Source organism: Xanthomonas sp. NCPPB 1754, assembly GCF_041475725.2.
Taxonomy (GTDB): domain Bacteria; phylum Pseudomonadota; class Gammaproteobacteria; order Xanthomonadales; family Xanthomonadaceae; genus Xanthomonas; species Xanthomonas euvesicatoria.
On record NZ_CM192982.1, the window covers coordinates 2,118,588 to 2,135,090 of the forward strand.

At 66.2% G+C, this 16,503-nt stretch carries 16 protein-coding genes; 13 read left to right on the forward strand and 3 right to left on the reverse strand.

All coding sequences use genetic code 11. From position 1 onward, the window contains the following. Positions 1-106: 106 nt before the first annotated feature. Together thrC and ACCQ15_RS09395 are read left to right on the forward strand one after the other, a co-directional pair. Positions 107-1,417, forward strand: a complete 1,311-nt coding sequence (gene thrC / locus ACCQ15_RS09390; protein ID WP_218532366.1) for a threonine synthase — start codon at positions 107-109, stop codon at positions 1,415-1,417. A 101-nt stretch (positions 1,418-1,518) separates the two neighbouring features. Further along, on the forward strand, positions 1,519-2,262 hold the full coding sequence (locus ACCQ15_RS09395) for a murein L,D-transpeptidase catalytic domain family protein (protein ID WP_218534308.1): 744 nt from the start codon (positions 1,519-1,521) through the stop codon (positions 2,260-2,262). 85 nt (positions 2,263-2,347) lie between these two features. Here the strand turns inward: ACCQ15_RS09395 and ACCQ15_RS09400 are convergent, their stop codons facing one another. Then, positions 2,348-3,013 carry a Crp/Fnr family transcriptional regulator gene (locus ACCQ15_RS09400; RefSeq protein WP_170808594.1) on the reverse strand — a complete coding sequence of 222 codons (666 nt, stop codon included), beginning with the start codon at positions 3,011-3,013 and terminating at the stop codon, positions 2,348-2,350. Between the two features lie 203 nt (positions 3,014-3,216). On the opposite strand from ACCQ15_RS09400, the gene hisS reads away from it, so the two are divergent. The 11 genes from hisS (at position 3,217) to ACCQ15_RS09455 (ending at position 14,087) form a co-directional block, all read left to right on the forward strand. Continuing rightward, the gene (hisS, locus tag ACCQ15_RS09405) at positions 3,217-4,653 is read left to right on the forward strand and encodes a histidine--tRNA ligase (RefSeq protein WP_122272712.1); all 1,437 of its coding nucleotides are present in this window, start codon (positions 3,217-3,219) and stop codon (positions 4,651-4,653) included. Between the two features lie 213 nt (positions 4,654-4,866). Further along, positions 4,867-5,193, forward strand: coding sequence for a YerC/YecD family TrpR-related protein (locus ACCQ15_RS09410; RefSeq protein WP_218490206.1), 327 nt, complete (start codon positions 4,867-4,869; stop codon positions 5,191-5,193). Positions 5,194-5,202: 9 nt separating this feature from the next. Next, complete coding sequence (hisG, locus tag ACCQ15_RS09415; RefSeq protein WP_057680765.1) at positions 5,203-6,117, forward strand: ATP phosphoribosyltransferase; 915 nt, start codon at positions 5,203-5,205, stop codon at positions 6,115-6,117. Beyond that, a complete protein-coding gene (gene hisD / locus ACCQ15_RS09420; protein ID WP_218499478.1) occupies positions 6,114-7,409 on the forward strand; it encodes a histidinol dehydrogenase in 1,296 nt (431 codons plus the stop codon). Before hisG ends, hisD begins: the two co-directional genes overlap by 4 nt. Next, entirely contained in the window at positions 7,406-8,497 is a 1,092-nt protein-coding gene (gene hisC, locus ACCQ15_RS09425; protein WP_209260805.1) for a histidinol-phosphate transaminase, read from the forward strand. Before hisD ends, hisC begins: the two co-directional genes overlap by 4 nt. Then, on the forward strand, positions 8,494-9,621 hold the full coding sequence (gene hisB, locus ACCQ15_RS09430; RefSeq protein WP_031422401.1) for a bifunctional histidinol-phosphatase/imidazoleglycerol-phosphate dehydratase HisB: 1,128 nt from the start codon (positions 8,494-8,496) through the stop codon (positions 9,619-9,621). The genes hisC and hisB overlap by 4 nt, the downstream gene beginning before the upstream one ends. Then, a complete protein-coding gene (gene hisH / locus ACCQ15_RS09435; RefSeq protein WP_029819270.1) occupies positions 9,618-10,220 on the forward strand; it encodes an imidazole glycerol phosphate synthase subunit HisH in 603 nt (200 codons plus the stop codon). The genes hisB and hisH overlap by 4 nt, the downstream gene beginning before the upstream one ends. After that, complete coding sequence (hisA, locus tag ACCQ15_RS09440; RefSeq protein ID WP_014090048.1) at positions 10,217-10,951, forward strand: 1-(5-phosphoribosyl)-5-[(5-phosphoribosylamino)methylideneamino]imidazole-4-carboxamide isomerase; 735 nt, start codon at positions 10,217-10,219, stop codon at positions 10,949-10,951. Before hisH ends, hisA begins: the two co-directional genes overlap by 4 nt. Further along, positions 10,945-11,721 carry an imidazole glycerol phosphate synthase subunit HisF gene (gene hisF, locus ACCQ15_RS09445; protein WP_008571446.1) on the forward strand — a complete coding sequence of 259 codons (777 nt, stop codon included), beginning with the start codon at positions 10,945-10,947 and terminating at the stop codon, positions 11,719-11,721. The genes hisA and hisF overlap by 7 nt, the downstream gene beginning before the upstream one ends. Next, positions 11,711-12,331, forward strand: coding sequence for a bifunctional phosphoribosyl-AMP cyclohydrolase/phosphoribosyl-ATP diphosphatase HisIE (gene hisIE, locus ACCQ15_RS09450; protein WP_057680761.1), 621 nt, complete (start codon positions 11,711-11,713; stop codon positions 12,329-12,331). The genes hisF and hisIE overlap by 11 nt, the downstream gene beginning before the upstream one ends. A gap of 169 nt (positions 12,332-12,500) precedes the next feature. Then, positions 12,501-14,087 (forward strand): calcineurin-like phosphoesterase C-terminal domain-containing protein, encoded by a 1,587-nt coding sequence (locus ACCQ15_RS09455; protein ID WP_057680760.1) that lies wholly within the window; start codon positions 12,501-12,503, stop codon positions 14,085-14,087. 456 nt (positions 14,088-14,543) lie between these two features. Here ACCQ15_RS09455 and ACCQ15_RS09460 read toward each other — a convergent pair whose 3' ends face one another. Together ACCQ15_RS09460 and mtnC are read right to left on the reverse strand one after the other, a co-directional pair. After that, positions 14,544-15,620, reverse strand: a complete 1,077-nt coding sequence (locus ACCQ15_RS09460; protein WP_218532372.1) for a C13 family peptidase — start codon at positions 15,618-15,620, stop codon at positions 14,544-14,546. 184 nt (positions 15,621-15,804) lie between these two features. Further along, entirely contained in the window at positions 15,805-16,503 is a 699-nt protein-coding gene (gene mtnC / locus ACCQ15_RS09465) for an acireductone synthase (RefSeq protein WP_008571450.1), read from the reverse strand.

A 16,503-nucleotide genomic window follows, 5' to 3' on the forward strand; every position in this document is an offset into this window, starting at 1 on the left:
CGTGCGCACCCCTTCGGCCAAATGCCGGCGCAACCCGACGTCCGGCTCAGTCACACGCGGCACCGCTTGTCATGGGTACCGCCCAGCCTTCGCTTTATCTGGAGTCATGCTGATGTTTATCTCCACCCGTGGCGGTGCCCCCGCCGCAAGCCTGAGCCAGGCCATCGCCGCCGGGCTGGCGCCCGATGGCGGCCTCTACGTGCCGCAGACCCTGCCGCCTGCGCGTACGCTGGTTGCGGGCGCCGGCCTGGCCGACACCGCCACCGTGCTGCTGCAGCCGTTTTTCGAAGGTGATGCGCTGGCCGCCGAGCTGCCCGCCATCTGCGCTGAAGCCTTCGATTTCCCGGCGCCGTTGGTGGCGCTGGGTACGCCGGGCGATTACGCGCTGGAGCTGTTCCATGGGCCCACCGCTGCGTTCAAGGATTTCGGTGCGCGCTTCCTGGCCGCCTGCCTGACCCGCCTGCGCCGTGCCGAAGATCGCCCGCTCACCATCCTGGTCGCCACCTCCGGCGACACTGGCGCCGCCGTGGCCGCCGCGTTCCATCGCCAGCCAGGCCTGCGCGTGGTAGTGCTGTATCCGGACGGCCGCGTGTCGCCGCGGCAGGCGCATCAATTGGGGTGTTTCGGCGACAACATCCAGGCCCTGCGCGTGGCCGGCTCGTTCGACGACTGCCAGGCAATGGTCAAGCAGGCCTTGAACGATGCCGCATTGCAGGCGCAGGTGCCGCTGAGTTCGGCCAACAGCATCAGTCTGGGCCGGTTGCTGCCGCAGATGAGTTACTACGCACATGCCGCGCTGGAACACCATGCAGCCTCGGGCAGCGCGCTCAACCTGGTCGTGCCTACCGGTAACCTGGGCAACGCGCTGGCGGCGATCATCGCGCGCGCGCTCGGGGTGCCATTGGGCCGCATCGCGCTGGCGTCCAACGCCAATCACGTGTTGCCGGACTATTTCGCGGGAGATGCCTACGCACCGCAGCCCAGCGTGGCCACGCTGGCCAATGCGATGGACGTGGGCGCGCCGAGCAATTTCGAGCGGCTGCGTTGGCTCTACAACGGCGACGATGCCGCCTTGCGCGAGGAATTCCGGGCCTTGTCGGTGGACGATGCGGCGATTCGCAACACCGTGCAGCAGCGCTTCGCCCGCTACGGCGAGGTGCATTGCCCGCATACCGCCACCGCGGTGCATGTGCTCGAACAACTGCGTGCCGAAGGCGCGGAGGGCGGCACTGGCGACTGGGCGGTAGCGGCCACCGCGCATCCGGCCAAGTTCGAGGGGGTGGTGGAGCCATTGATCGGCCGCGCGGTGGAGGTTCCGCCGGCGCTGGCCGCGCTGCTGCAGCGCCCGGCGCATGCCGAAGCACTGGCGCCGGACTACGCAGCCCTTCGGCAGCGCTTGCTTGCCGATGCCGCCTGACTCAACGCGTTCAGACACCGGGGTTGGAAAGTGGCCCGCATGCGGCTATTTCTAGCCGGGTGCGGCCCCGTCGTGGCGCCGCGTCCGCTGTGGGTTGTTGCATGTCTTATCGAATGATCGCCGTTGCCGGCTTCTTGTGCGGATGGGCAGCGGCTGGTGCGGTCAGTGCGGCCGATGCATTGGCTGGATCACCGGTCGCGCCACTGGGCGCCCCGCGTGTGGGTCTGGTCGAGGCGCTGGCGCGCCAGGCGCCGTCGCTGGACCGTCAGGTGCTGGCCCTGGCCACCGAGGCGCTGCAATGCGCCCGCCAGCGCCAGCAGGTGGGTGCCGAACGGGTGCTCAGCGTCATCGACTACAGCCGCCCCTCGACCGAGCGCCGGCTCTGGGTGTTCGATCTGGATAAGCAGCGCCTGTTGTTTCGCGAATGGGTCGCGCACGGGCGCAATACCGGCGAGAACCTGGCGGCGAAGTTCTCCAATGACGATGGCAGCTTCCAGTCCAGCCTGGGCGCGTTCACCGCGCAAGAGTCGTACACCGGGCACAACGGTTACTCGTTGCGGCTCAAGGGTCTGGAGCCGGGGTTCAACGACCACGCACGCGATCGCGCCATCGTGATCCACGGCGCGCCCTATGTCAGCGAAGCCATCATCCGCAGCCAGGGCCGGCTCGGCCGCAGTCTGGGCTGCCCGGCGGTGCGGCCAGCGGTGGCCAAGCAGTTGATCGATACCTTGCGCGACGGTGCGTTCGTGTTCGCCTACTACCCGGACCGGGCCTGGCTGCGCCAGTCGCGGCTGCTGAGTAGTGGCTGTGGCGGTGCGGCAGCGCGTGCAGTGGCCGGGCGCTGAGTGATCGCGCGTCACCGACCCGGCCGACTGCGTCGACAGGCACGCACCGACGCATCAATGAAATCCATCAATCAGCCGCCAACCCTTACACCGTATCGCCGGCCAGGCGGCGTAGTGCGGCGTAATCCAGGATCTGCACCAGCTGCAGTTGCGGTAGCACGATCAACTGCTGCTGCCGCAGTTTGGTGAAGGTGCGGCTCACCGTTTCCACGGTCAGCCCCAGATGGTCGGCAATATCGCCGCGGCTCATCGGCAGCGCCACGGTGTCGCCGCTGGCGCCGGGCTGGGTGGAGCGAGCGGCCAGCCGCAGCAGGAAATGCGCCAGCCGTTCGCTCGGTTGCAGGCGTGCCAGCAGCAGGCCGGTGTCCTGCGCTGCAGCCAGCTCCATGCTGGCACGTTGCAGCAGCTTGCGTTCCAGCTGCGGGTAGCGCTCGCGTAGCTGGCGCATTTGCGCCATCGGCGTGCGGCACACCCGGCTGTCGACGATGGCTTCGATATCGTGGCGGTGCTGCGCGGTTTCGGTGAGCCCGACGTAGTCGCCGGGCAGCACGAAGCCGGTGATCTGGCGGCGCCCGTCGGCCAGCGTGCGCACCATGCGCAACGCACCGGAGGTCACGGTATAGACGTTGTGCCGGGGCTCGCCCGCACGCACCAGGGTGCTGCCGGGCGCGTAGGCCGCCGCGTGGGTAACCTGGTCCAGCGCGTCCATCTCCTGCGCCGACAGCGCCGCACAAATGGCCCGGCCGCGCACGGCGCAAAGGGCGCAATCTGAGTTGGGCGTGCCACTGGCGGATGCCGTGCTGGGCGCCGGGCAGGTCGCGCTGGGGTCGGAAAGCTGCCGGTACATGGGCCATGCACTGCTGGGACGCATTGAATGATACGCCATGCGGTCAGCGCGGCCGCCCAGCCGGTAGAATTGTGCGTTCGCCACATTGTCCTGCAGGAGTTTCGCTCGTGATCAAGCCCCGTACGCCGCCCGGCATCATGGAATTGCTGCCGCGCGAGCAGATCGCGTTCCAGCGCATGCTGGACGTCATCCGCCGCAACTACGAGCGGTTCGGGTTCCTGCCGGTCGAGACCCCGGTGTTCGAGCTGTCGGATGTGCTGCTGACCAAATCCGGCGGCGAAACCGAGCGCCAGGTGTATTTCGTGCAGTCCACCGGCGCGCTGGCCAATGCTGCTGCGGCAGCCGATGCGGGTGCCGAGAACGGTGGCCTGCCCGAGCTCGCGCTGCGCTTCGACCTGACCGTGCCGCTGGCGCGCTACGTCGCCGAGCATGAGCACGAGCTGAGCTTCCCGTTCCGGCGTTACCAGATGCAGCGCGTGTATCGCGGCGAACGTGCGCAACGCGGGCGCTTCCGTGAGTTCTACCAGTGCGATATCGACGTCATCGGCAAGGATGCGCTGAGCATCCGTTACGACGCCGAAGTGCTGGCGGTGATCCATGCCGTGTTCGCCGAGCTGGGCATCGGCGACTTCAAGGTGCAGTTGAACAACCGCAAGCTGCTGCGCGGCTTCTTCGAAAGCCTGGGCGTGGCCGAAGGCGAGTTGCAGCTTGCTGTATTGCGTGAGGTCGACAAGATCGACAAGCGCGGCGCCGACTACGTGCGCGACACGCTGGTGGGCGAGGGTTTCGGCATCGCCGCCGAGCAGGTGGCCAAGATTCTCGCCTTCGTGGCGGTACGCTCTGACGGGCATGCCGATGCGCTGGCGCAGTTGCAGGCGCTGGAAGCCTCGGTCGGCGCCAGTGCGACGCTGGGCGAGGGCATCGCCGAGTTGCGCGAAGTGCTGGAGCTGGTCAAGGCGCTGGGCGTGCCCGAGAGCGCGTACTGCCTGAATTTCTCCATCGCGCGCGGGCTGGACTATTACACCGGCACCGTCTACGAAACCACGCTGACCGACCACCCGCAGATCGGCTCGATCTGTTCGGGCGGCCGTTACGAGAGCCTGGCCAGCCACTACACCAAGTCCAAGCTGCCGGGCGTGGGCATTTCGATCGGCCTGACCCGCCTGTTCTGGCAGCTGCGCGAGGCCGGCCTGATCCAGGGCATCGCCGAAAGCAGCGTGCAGGCGATGGTGGCGCTGATGGACGAGACCCGCCTGGACGACGCGCTGGATATCGCGCGCCGGCTGCGCATCGGTGGCATCAACACCGAGGTGCAGATGGAGCCAAAGAAGGTCGGCAAGCAGTTCCAGTATGCGGCTCGCGCCGGCATCCGCTTCGTGGTGCTGGCCGGCGACGACGAACTGGCACGCGGCGTGGTGGCGGTGAAAGACCTGGTGCGAGAGCAGCAGTTCGACGTCGCCCGCGACGAGCTGGCCAGCACCTTGCAGGTGGAACTGGAACAGGCCAGGGCAATGCTGGTGGCTGGCGGCGTCCAGGGCGACTGATATCGTCAGTTTGAAGACGTCACAGGCTTGGTGACCATTTCGCCGGCGACCCACGTGCCGTAGCGCAGAACGCGCCCACTGACATCAGATGTCAGTGGGCGTTTTCGTAACAGGCGGGTGGGCGAGCAGTTTCTCCATGAATGCTTCAATGCGGTCGACTTGTCCCGAGGCAGGGCTTGCGTTAATGTACTAACACGCTATTACATTAACGCAATGAAACAACGACCTGCCCCCCGCGAGAACACCGACGTTGCCGCATCTCTGACGATGCTGGCCGATGCGCTGGCATGCCTGCGCGCGCCCGAGGCGGTCGAAGCGTTTCTGCGTGACCTCTGCACGCCTGCCGAGCTGGAAGCCATGGCCGACCGCTGGCGGGTGGTGCCGCTGCTGGTCAAGGGCGTGCCGTACCGCGAAATCCATGAGCTGACCCAGGTCAGCGTCACCACCATCGGGCGCGTTGCGCGCACCCTGGACCACGGTGCCGGCGGCTATGCCGCGGCCTTGCGCGAGCAGTCTTCGCGCCCTGACGCCTCCCACTGAGAGAACGAGATGAGTGCTTCCACGGCAGCGCCGGCACGTGACCGGCTGCGTATCGCCATCCAGAAGAGCGGCCGCCTGGCCGAGCCGGCGCGCAGCCTGCTGGCCGCCTGCGGGCTGAGCTGGCGGCAGAGCCGCGACAAGCTGTTCTGCTACGGCGAATCGTTGCCGGTGGACCTGCTGCTGGTGCGCGACGACGACATCCCCGGCCTGATCGCCGATGGCGTCTGCGACCTGGGCATCGTTGGCCAGAACGAACTGGAAGAGCAGGCCGCCGAGCGTCGCCGCAACGGCTTGCCGGCTGCCTATCACGCCGTGCGTGGGGTCGGCTTCGGCCAGTGCCGCCTGATGCTCGCCGTGCCGGAAGAATGGGACTGGCACGGCGTGGGGCAACTGGCGGGCAAGCGTATCGCCACCAGCTACCCGGCGATCCTGGCCGATTGGCTGGAGCGGCAGGGCATCGACGCGACGGTGGTGGAGTTGTCCGGTTCGGTGGAAATCGCACCGCGCCTGGGCACTGCCGATCTGATCTGCGATCTGGTCTCCAGCGGCGCCACCCTGGCCGCCAACCAGCTCAAGCCGGTCGAGCTGGTGATGGAAAGCGAAGCGGTGCTGGCCGGCGCGGTGCGCGAACCTGCCGATGCGCGTGCCGGCCTGCTGGCAATGCTGCTGCGGCGCATGGACGGCGTACTCAAATTGCGCGACAGCAAGCTGCTGATGTTCCGCGCCGAACACGGCAACGTGGATGCGCTGCGGCGCCTGCTGCCGGATGCTGACCCATTGGTGCAACTACCCGACGATGGCGATGGCGCGCTGCGCCTGCAGACCATGTGCCATGGCGCGGTGACCTGGCAGCGCCTGGAAGAACTCGAACGCGCAGGTGCGCAAGGCTTGATGGTGTTGACGGTGGAGCGCTCGCTGGCATGAAGATTCTCGATTGGTCCCAACTCGACGGTGCCGCGCGAACCGATGCACTGACCCGCCCGGTGCAGACCGTGGCCACGCAGACGCGCGACGCGGTGGCTGCATTGATTGCCGATGTGCGTGCACGCGGCGATGCCGCCTTGCGCGAGATCACCGCGCGTTTCGATGGCGTATCGCTGGAGAGCTTCGCCGTGAGCGAAGCCGACTTCGCTGCCGCCGAAGCGGCCGTGGCGCCGGAGCTGCGCCAGGCCATGCAGGATGCGGTCGCACGCATCGACACCTTCCACCGCGCCGGCATGAGCGAGGGCTATGCGGTGGAAACCGCGCCCGGCGTGGTGTGCGAAAAGATCGTGCGGCCGATCGGACGTGTGGGTCTGTACGTGCCGGCTGGCAGTGCGCCGTTGCCATCGACCGCCTTGATGCTGGGTGTGCCGGCGCGTCTGGCCGGATGCCGCGAGGTGGTGTTGTGCACGCCGCCGCGCAAGGACGGCAGCGTGGACCCGGCGGTGCTGGTGGCCGCGCAACTCACCGGCGTGCGCCGCGTGTTCAAGCTCGGTGGCGCGCAGGCGATCGCGGCGATGGCGTATGGCACCGAGTCGGTACCCAGTTGCGACAAGTTGTTCGGCCCGGGCAATAGCTATGTCACCGAAGCCAAGCAGCAGGTGGCCCAGTCCGGAGCGGCGGCGATCGACATGCCGGCCGGCCCCTCGGAGGTCTTGGTGATCGCCGATGCGGGCGCGCAGCCGGCCTTCGTGGCTGCTGATCTGTTGTCGCAGGCCGAACACGGGCCCGATTCGCAGGTGCTCTTGCTCTCCGACAGCGACGCATTGATCGATGCGGTGCAAGCGCAGCTGGAAGTTCAGCTGGCGCAGCTGTCGCGTGCCGACATCGCGCGCCAGGCGCTGGCGCAATCGCGGCTGATCAAGGTGCAGGCGCTGGATGAGGCGTTTGCGATCAGCAATCGCTATGCGCCGGAGCACCTGATTCTTGCGCTGCGCGAACCGCGCGCGTGGCTGGCGCAAGTCGAAGCGGCCGGTTCGGTGTTTCTTGGCGATTACACGCCCGAAGCGCTTGGCGACTACTGCAGCGGCACCAATCATGTGCTGCCGACCAGCGGTGCGGCGCGCGCCTACAGCGGCGTGAGTGTGGCCAGCTTCCAGAACATGGTCAGCGTGCAGGCAGCCAGCAAGGCCGGCATCGACGGCATCGGTCAATGCGCATTGATCCTCGCCCGCGCCGAGGGGCTGGATGCGCATGCCAACGCGGTGGCGCTGCGCATGGGAGTGGCGGCATGAGCGCGTCGTCGATTCTGGATCTGGTACGCGAAGATCTGCGTGCATTTGCGGGCTATTCGTCGGCGCGCACCAGTGCGTTGCAGGGCGATGTGTGGCTCAACGCCAACGAGTCCGCGTGGGCGAATCCCGCCGATGCCGACGCCAGCACGCGGCGCTATCCCGACCCGCAACCCCAGGGCCTGCGCAGCGCGCTTGCGGCGCTGTACGGTTGCGCGCCGGAGCAGCTGTTGATCGGCCGCGGCAGCGACGAGGCGATCGATCTGCTGGTACGCGGCCTGTGCGTGCCAGGGCGCGATGCAGTGCTGGTGACGCCGCCGGTATTCGGCATGTACGCGGTGTGCGCGCGGTTGCAGAACGCACCCTTGGTGGACGTGCCGCTGGTCGATGGGCCAGATGGTTTCCGTGCAGATATCCCTGCAATAGTGGCGAGGGCATTGGCCTCGAACGCCAAGCTGGTGTTTCTGTGTTCGCCATCCAATCCCGCTGGTTCGGCCATTGCGCTAGACCAGATCGAACAAGCGCTGCAGGCCTTGCAAGGCAAGGCGCTGGTGGTGGTGGACGAGGCATATGGCGAATTTTCCGATGTGCCTTCGGCGGTCGGTCTGCTCGGGCGTTACGACAATCTCGCGGTGTTGCGTACGCTTTCCAAGGCGCATGCGCTGGCGGCGGCGCGTATCGGCACGCTGATCGCCAATGCCGAGTTGATTGCCCTGCTGCGCCGCTGCCAAGCGCCGTACCCGGTGCCCACACCCTGTGCGGCCATGGCCGAGCAGGCCTTGTCTGCGCCGGCGCTGGAGGTGACCCGCCGGCGTATCGCCGAGGTGCGCAGTGAGCGCGAGCGCGTGCACGAGGCGCTCGCGCAGCTGGCCGGTGTGCGGCAGGTCTATCCCTCGCAAGGCAACTTCTTGTTGGTGCGTTTCGATGATGCCGAGGCGGCGTTCCAGGCGTTGCTCGATGCCGGTGTGGTGGTGCGCGATCAACGCGCAGTGCCGCGCCTGGCCGACGCGCTGCGCATCACGCTGGGCACGCACGAACAGAACCAACGCGTGCTGAGCGCGCTGCAACGCACGCAGGAGGCCGTCGCATGACCCCGATTCTTTTTGTCGACCGCGACGGCACGCTGATCACCGAGCCGGCCGACTACCAGATCGACGCGTACGAGAAACTGCGCTTTGTCGATCACGTGATTCCGGCGATGCTCAAGCTGCGCGATGCCGGCTATCAGTTCGTCATTGTCAGCAACCAGGATGGGCTGGGCAGCGAGAGCTACCCACGCGCGTCCTTCGACGGCCCGAACAACCTGATGCTGCAGATCTTCGCCAGCCAGGGCATCGAATTCCGCGACGTGCTGATCGATTGCAGCTGGCCTGCCGACAATGCGCCCACGCGCAAGCCCGGTATCGGCCTGATGGTGCCGTATCTGCAGGACCGCAGCATCGATTGGGCGCGCTCGGCGATGGTGGGCGACCGCATCACCGACATCCAGTTCGCGCACAACCTCAACATTCGCGGGTTTCAGCTGCGCACCGACGAGTTCGGCGGCGAGTGGGACTGGCCCGGCATCGCCCATGAACTGGCCGACGCACCGCGTCGCGCGGTGGTCCAGCGCAACACCAAGGAAACCAGGATTCGCGTCGAACTGGATCTGGATCGCGTGGCCGAACCGAAGACCGCCACCGGTCTGCCGTTCTTCGACCACATGCTGGAACAAATCGGCAAGCACGGCGGCTTTGCGCTGGAGATCCGGGCCGAAGGCGATCTGCATATCGATGAGCACCACACCATCGAAGACACCGGCCTTGCGCTGGGTCAGGCGCTGCGTGAAGCGCTGGGCGACAAGCGTGGCATCGGCCGCTATGGCTTCGATCCGGAAAGCAGCCCCTGGCGCGTCGCCGGCGACAAGGCGCAGCATGGCTTCACGTTGCCGATGGACGAAACCATCGCAAGCGCGGCGCTGGATTTCAGCGGCCGGCCGTATTTCGTCTTCGACGGCGAGTTCAAGCGCGAGCGCGTCGGCGACATGCCGACCGAGCTGGTGCCGCATTTTTTCCGCTCGATCTGCGATGCGTCCGGCCTGAATCTGCATCTGACCGTGCGCGGTGAGAACGATCACCACAAGGTGGAAGCCTGCTTCAAGGCCCTGGCGCGTGCATTACGCCAGGCGATCCGCCGCGAAGGCACCGCGTTGCCGACCACCAAGGGTGCGCTATGACCGATGTTGCGTTGATCGATGCCGGTGGCGCCAACCTGGGCTCGGTGCGCTATGCATTGGAGCGCTTGGGCGTGGACGCACGCGTGGTGCGCGATGCGGCAGGTCTGCACGGCGCACAGCGCGTGATCCTGCCCGGCGTCGGTGCGGCGCCAGAAGCGATGTCGCGTCTGCGCACGCAGGGCTTGGTCGAGCCGTTGCGCGCGCTGCAGGTGCCGTTGATCGGTATCTGCCTGGGGATGCAACTGCTGTTCGAACATTCCGAAGAAGGCGATGTCGAGTGCCTGGGCCTGCTGCCGGGCATCGTACGGCATATGACGCCGGCACTCGGTATCCGTGTGCCGCACATGGGGTGGAACCAGCTGGTGCCGATGCGCGAATCCGAGTTGCTGGCCGGTCTGCCCGAGCGCGCAAGTGCGTATTTCGTGCATGGTTACGCTGCGCCGGTGACCGCCGACACCGTGGCCGCCTGCGATCACGGCGGGTTGTTCACTGCCGTCGTGCAGAACGGGCTGCGCTGCGGCGCGCAATTTCACCCTGAGCGTTCGGCCGACACCGGTGCACGCATCCTGCGCAATTTTCTTGAGATGAGCTTCCCATGAGTTTCACCGTTTACCCGGCGCTGGATATCCGCAACGGCCGCGTGGTGCGCCTGCTGCAAGGCGATTACGCGCGCGAGACGCAGTACGGCGACGACGTGCTGCCGCGTGCGCAGGCGTTCGCCGATGCCGGTGCGCAGTGGATGCATCTGGTCGATCTGGATGCGGCCAAGGCGGGCGGCTACACCTTGGCCGGCACGCTCGGCGAGATCGCGCGTGCCACCGGCTTGCGCGTGCAGACCGGCGGCGGTGTGCGCTCGCGCGAGGATGTGGCGCGCATTCTCGATGCCGGCGCCGCACGCGTGGTGATCGGCTCGTTGGCAGTGCGCAACAGCGAGATGGTGGTTGGCTGGCTGCAGGAATTCGGTGCCGACCGCCTGACCATTGCACTGGACACGCGCCAGGATGCCAGTGGCATCTGGCAGTTGCCGGTGCACGGCTGGACCGAAACTGCAGACGCTACGCTGGATCAATTGGCCGTGCGCTACGCGCAGGCCGGGCTGCAGCATCTGCTGTGCACCGACATCGCGCGCGACGGCATGCTGTCCGGCCCCAACATGGCGCTGTATGCGCATCTACGCGCGCTGACGCCGCAGTTGCAGGTGCAGGTCTCCGGTGGCGCGCGCAATCTTGCCGATGTCGCCGCGGCCAAGGCCGCAGGCTGTGCCGGCATCGTGCTCGGCAAGGCGCTGCTCGAAGGGCATCTGGATCTCGAAGAGGCACTGGCATGCTGAGCCGTCGCATCATTCCGTGCCTGGACGTGCGCGATGGCCGCGTGGTCAAGGGCGTCAAGTTCCGCGACCACATCGACATGGGCGACATTGTCGAGCTGGCCTTGCGCTACCGTGCGCAGGGCGCCGACGAACTGGTGTTCTACGACATCGGTGCCAGCCCGGAAGGGCGTTCGGTCGACTACACCTGGGTCGAGCGGGTGGCACGGCTGATCGATATTCCATTCTGCGTGGCCGGAGGTATCGGCGATGTAGAAACGGCCCGAGCGGTATTGCATGCCGGCGCCGACAAGATTTCCATCAACTCGCCCGCGTTAGGCCGCCCGCAATTGATTTCCGAACTGGCCGATGCCTTTGGCGTGCAATGTGTCGTGGTCGGCATCGATTCGATTCGTGAGGAAGATGGTCAATGGCGCGTGCGCCGCTACACCGGCGACCCGAGCAAGACCCAGGCGTTGCCGATGCGTACGCTGGACTGGGTGGCCGAAGCGCAGCGGCTCGGCGCGGGCGAGATCGTGCTCAATTGCATGGATAACGACGGCGTGCGCCGCGGGTATGATATCGCCCAACTGCGCCAGGTGCGTGCGTTGTGCCGGGTGCCTCTGATCGCTTCCGGCGGTGCAGGCGAGATGCAGCACTTTGCCGACGTCTTCGACCAGGCCGATGTGGATGGCGCACTGGCCGCCAGCGTGTTTCACAGCGGCGCGATTCCGATCCCGGAACTCAAGCGATTCTTGCGCGCGCAACAGATCGAGGTACGCGATGGGCAGTAACGAAGTGGCGACGGGCGACGCGCTCGCAACGCTGGATTGGAGCAAGGGCGATGGCCTGTTGCCGGTGATCGTGCAGGACGCCGACACCCTGCGCGTGCTGATGCTGGGCTACATGAATGCCGAAGCCTTGGCCGTCACCCGGCAGCGCGGTGACGTCACGTTCTTCAGCCGCAGCAAGCAGCGCTTGTGGACCAAGGGCGAAAGTTCGGGAAATGTGTTGCGCGTGGTGTCGATCCAGACCGACTGCGACGCCGACACATTGCTGGTGCAGGCGCGCCCGCATGGTCCGACCTGTCACCTGGGCCGCACCAGCTGTTTCCCGTCTGCGCCCGGGCAGTTCCTGGGTAGCCTGGATGCCCTGGTGGCCGAGCGCGAGCGCGAGCGGCCGCACGGTAGCTACACCACCAAGCTGTTCGAACAAGGCATCCGCCGCATCGCGCAGAAGGTGGGCGAGGAGGGCGTGGAAACCGCGCTGGCCGGCGTGGTGCAGGACGATGACGCGTTGCTCGGCGAATCGGCCGATCTGCTCTACCACCTGATCGTGCTGCTGCGCGCACGTGGGCTGGGCCTTGGCGATGCAGTGGCGTTGCTGGAGTCGCGGCATCAATAACGTAGCCGCGTAGCAGCGCACCCGGGCGCGATTGGCGTCCTTGGTAACGCCCCGACGCGCCCCGGTGCGCTCCTACGGATATGCGGTCATGCCTTCCAACCCGCGTACTCGCGCTGTGCGCCTCGCGATGGCATGTACAATTTCCGCGGATCTTCGCGCGGGAAAACGCATGCATCGTCGTTTCGCTTTGTTGGCACTGGGCTTGCTCGCGGGAAGCGCATACGCGCGCGACACCGCGGTCGATGGCATCGTCTACGAAGAACGCGACGGGCGCGCCGGCCGCAGCGCCGATGAGCCGGGGGTGGCCGATGTGGCGGTTTCCAATGGCGAGCAGATCGTGCGTACCGATGCGCGGGGCCGCTACCGCCTGCCGGTACGCGACGGGCAGACGGTATTCGTGATCAAGCCCGGCGACCGCCGCTTTTTGCCCGCCGCCGATGGCCTGCCTGCATTCTGGCGCCACTACGCACCGCGTGGCTCGGCCAAGCATCAATACGGCGGTGTCGCCGCGACCGGCCGCAACACGCACAACTGGGATTTCGCGCTGACGCCACGCGCAGACACCGCGGCCGATGGCTTCCAGATGCTGGTGTTTGCCGACAGCCAGACCGCCAGCCTTGCCGACGTTGGCTACTACCAGCGCGACATCGTGGAACCGATCATCGGCAAGACCACCGCCAGGCTGGGCACCACACTGGGGGACATCGTCAGCGACGATCTGAGCTTGTATCCGGCCTTGAACAAGGTCACCACGCAGCTGGGCGTGCCGTGGTTCCATGTGCCGGGCAACCACGATCTCAACCTGGACGCGCACGACGATGCGCAGTCGCTCGACAGCTGGCACGCAGTCTACGGCCCGGACACCTATGCGGTGGAAGAAGCCAATGCCAGCTTCGTGTTCCTGGACGATGTGATCTATACGCCCGGCGGCAGGCAGGCCTACATCGGTGGCCTGCGCGACGATCAATTCGCGTTCCTGCAGAATTACCTGGCGCAGCTGCCACGCGACCGGCTATTGGTGCTGGGCATGCATATCCACCTGTTCGATGCAGTGCCGGGGCAGGAAACCTTCCGGCATGCCGATCGCCGCCGCCTGTTCGCATTGCTGAAAGAGTTTCCGCACGTGTTGGTGCTCAGTGGTCATAGCCACACCCAGCGCCAGGTGGATCACGGTGCCGACGAGGGCTGGCAGGGTGCACGACCGCTGCACGAATACAACGTGGGTGCGGCCTGCGGTGCGTTCTGGTCGGGTGCCAAGGATGCCGACGGCATTCCCGATGCGACGATGAGCGATGGCACTCCCAATGGCTATGCGGTGCTGCAGGTTGCGCCCAGCGGCAGCTACACGCTGGCTTATCACGCTGCGCGCGCGGCCGACGATGCGCAATTGCTGCTGCACGCGCCCAAGGTACTGCGCAAGGGCGCGTATGCGGCGTGGGGCGTCTACGCCAATGTTTTCATGGGCCAGGACGACACCGTGGTCGAGATGCGCATCGATAACGGCCCATGGCAGCCGATGAAGCGGGTAGAGCGTGGCGATCCGCGTGTGCTGGCAGAGAATGTGCGTGATGATGCGGCCGACGCGTTGCGCGGTTACGACCGCTCGCCGGAGGCCACGCCGTCCACGCATCTCTGGCGCGGTGCATTGCCGACCACCCTGGCGGTGGGCGAACACACCGTCCAGGTGCGCGCAAACCTACCCACCGGGCAGTACAACGCCAGCACCGTGTACCGCCTGCAAACTGCTGAGCCCTGAGGCGGTTAACGATGTCGGTCGTCTGACGCCGGCCTTCTCGCACCGGGAGAAGGTGCTCAAAGGGATGGATGAGGGTGCACACAGTGCCTGACATCGCCCAATACTGGGGTTGGGGTATCTCGCGCCAAGAAAATCTAGATCGCACCAAGCGATTGCTGGTGACGTTGTGTAGCGGCTCTTGAGCAACGATACGGAACCATGTCGTCGTGATCTCGGCACGGACAGAAGCGCGGCTGCGATAGCGCGACGTTCAAGCATGTGTCAGCTGCGCCGCAGTCTCCTGATCGCCACAAACACAAACGCCTCCACAAGGGAGGCGTTTTGGGATCCGGGCTGGCAGGCGTTGGCGCGCTGGCGAAGATCGTGCTGGCTGGCGGTTGCTGGCTGGCCGGGCGAGTGTAGCGAGGCCCGGTTGGTGCTGACGAAATGAGAATTAGTCTCAGCACCCGCTCTGGGTTATCGATTGGATGCTGCAGGTGCAGCTGGGAGCGTGCTTGAGGGCTTTGCGGTTGCCGGGGTATTCGAACGCGGCACGTCGCTCACCGGCGCAGCGTCCGCTGAGTCGGTTGAATCCACGCCTTGGTCCGACGCGGCATCCATCTCCACCGGCGGATACGGATACGCCACCGCCGGCCCCAGATGCACGCCCGCACGCCAACGCGCCAGCACTGGCGCGATGCGCTTGCCCAGCGATTGCTGCGGCAACGAGGGGAGCTCGCCTTCCTGCTTCTCGCGTGCGGTGAGGGCGGCCTTGGCAATGTCGAATGCGGCCAGCGGGTCGTCGCTCTGGTTCATCGCATCGATCAACCATGCCTGCCCGAAATAGGTGGCGTTGGAGGTATTGCCGCAGCCGAACGAGGGCCGGTCGGCACGCGCAGCGGTGAGGATCAGCGTTTGCGGCGAACGCAGTGCGGGAATGAAACCTCCCGAATAGCAGGCCGACAGCACGATGATGCGATTGTCGATGCCGGCATCGTCCAGCGCCTGGCGCAGATCCTGCGGGCTGATGAAATCCTCTTCCTTGTCGTCGACCTGCACGTACAGGCTGTGATCTTCGGTACCGTGGGTGGTGACGAACAGCAACAGCGCGTCTTCCTTGCGATCCATGCGCTTGCCGATCGCGGCCAGCGTGTCGTAGAGATTGTCGTAGGTTGCCAGCGGAGCGTATGGATGCTCGCCCAGATTGTCCGGGTTGTTGACCAGCGTGACCACGCGCCCGCGCGCATCGAAGCGTTGCTCGAACAGCTGTTTGAGGTAGAGCGTCTCGTTGCGGAAGACATCGTCGCTGGCATCGCCGGCAAAACCGACTACGTACAGATCGGTGACGCCGGGGCGCTGCGGTTGCAACGCTTTCAATGCGTGCGCCAGAGCGGCCTGATCGACCGGATCGCCTGCATCGTGGCTCTCGGCAGGCTGGGCCTGCAGCGCAGCACCAGCGTCCGGATGGCAGCCGGCCATCAACGCCACCACGACGATCAGCGTGGAAAGTCGTCGCCATACTGCATGTGGTGCGAAAGGGGAAGGCAGCGACATGGCGCGCGCAGAAGTCCAGGAAAGACGGGTGGGGTGGCCGAGCGCGGTGCCCGCAGTGCAGGCCATTATCCCGTCAGATAGCTGCATGCGGCGCGTCGCAGCCGGAGCATATCAGCGGCCTGCGCGGCGCCAACCACCGATTGCGCTCAAACGGCAACGAGCGCAATCGGCTTGCAGATCGTGCCTACAGCACTAACTGGCTAAAACTCTCCACGCGCTGGTGACTGCCGACATCGTCGGCCGAACGCGGCGTGGGATAGTCCTCCCGGCGGTCCAGAAGCGCGGTGCGCATGCCGGCACGCTTGGCGGCATCGAGCTCTTCGATCACATCCGACAGGAACAGGATCTCCGGTCCCGGCACGCCAATGCGCTCGGCGATGCGGCGGTAGCTGGCGCTTTCGCGCTTGGGGCCGACTTCGGTGTCGAACCAGTCGGTGATCAGTCCGCTCAGGTCGCCCGCGTCGCTGTGCGCAAAGAACAGTTTCTGCGCCGGCACCGAGCCGGACGAATACACATACAGCGGAATGCCTGCTGCGTGCCAGGCTTTCAACTGGATCGCCGCATCGGCGTAGATATGCGCAGTGAAGTCGGCCGTCTTGTAGCCGTCGCCCCAGATCAGGCCCTGCAAGGCCTTGAGCGCGGTGTGCTTGCGGTCCTCGTCGATCCAGGTCTGCAGCGTGGTGATCAGCACCTCGTCCGGCACGTCCTCGCCGATTTCATCGGCCACCTGGTTGAGCCAGTGGCGCACCTGCGGATGATTGCCGTGTTCGCGCACGTAGGCCGGCATGGCGCGGCGCGCATACGGGAACAAGACGTCCTTGACGAACGAAATGCTGCTGGTCGTACCTTCGATATCGGTGAGGATCGCTTGCGGTCGTGTCAT

What these genes read in the sequence shown, in the direction of transcription:
- ACCQ15_RS09410 (WP_218490206.1), top strand. Translation starts at nt 4,867, where the DNA reads ATGAAACAACGACCTGCCCCCCGCGAGAACACCGACGTTGCCGCATCT.
- hisH (WP_029819270.1), top strand. Translation starts at nt 9,618, where the DNA reads ATGACCGATGTTGCGTTGATCGATGCCGGTGGCGCCAACCTGGGCTCG.
- ACCQ15_RS09460 (WP_218532372.1), bottom strand. Translation starts at nt 15,620, where the DNA reads ATGTCGCTGCCTTCCCCTTTCGCACCACATGCAGTATGGCGACGACTT.
- thrC (WP_218532366.1), top strand. Translation starts at nt 107, where the DNA reads ATGCTGATGTTTATCTCCACCCGTGGCGGTGCCCCCGCCGCAAGCCTG.
- hisD (WP_218499478.1), top strand. Translation starts at nt 6,114, where the DNA reads ATGAAGATTCTCGATTGGTCCCAACTCGACGGTGCCGCGCGAACCGAT.
- hisG (WP_057680765.1), top strand. Translation starts at nt 5,203, where the DNA reads ATGAGTGCTTCCACGGCAGCGCCGGCACGTGACCGGCTGCGTATCGCC.
- mtnC (WP_008571450.1), bottom strand. Translation starts at nt 16,503, where the DNA reads ATGACACGACCGCAAGCGATCCTCACCGATATCGAAGGTACGACCAGC.
- hisC (WP_209260805.1), top strand. Translation starts at nt 7,406, where the DNA reads ATGAGCGCGTCGTCGATTCTGGATCTGGTACGCGAAGATCTGCGTGCA.
- ACCQ15_RS09455 (WP_057680760.1), top strand. Translation starts at nt 12,501, where the DNA reads ATGCATCGTCGTTTCGCTTTGTTGGCACTGGGCTTGCTCGCGGGAAGC.
- hisIE (WP_057680761.1), top strand. Translation starts at nt 11,711, where the DNA reads ATGGGCAGTAACGAAGTGGCGACGGGCGACGCGCTCGCAACGCTGGAT.
- hisF (WP_008571446.1), top strand. Translation starts at nt 10,945, where the DNA reads ATGCTGAGCCGTCGCATCATTCCGTGCCTGGACGTGCGCGATGGCCGC.
- hisA (WP_014090048.1), top strand. Translation starts at nt 10,217, where the DNA reads ATGAGTTTCACCGTTTACCCGGCGCTGGATATCCGCAACGGCCGCGTG.
- ACCQ15_RS09395 (WP_218534308.1), top strand. Translation starts at nt 1,519, where the DNA reads ATGTCTTATCGAATGATCGCCGTTGCCGGCTTCTTGTGCGGATGGGCA.
- hisB (WP_031422401.1), top strand. Translation starts at nt 8,494, where the DNA reads ATGACCCCGATTCTTTTTGTCGACCGCGACGGCACGCTGATCACCGAG.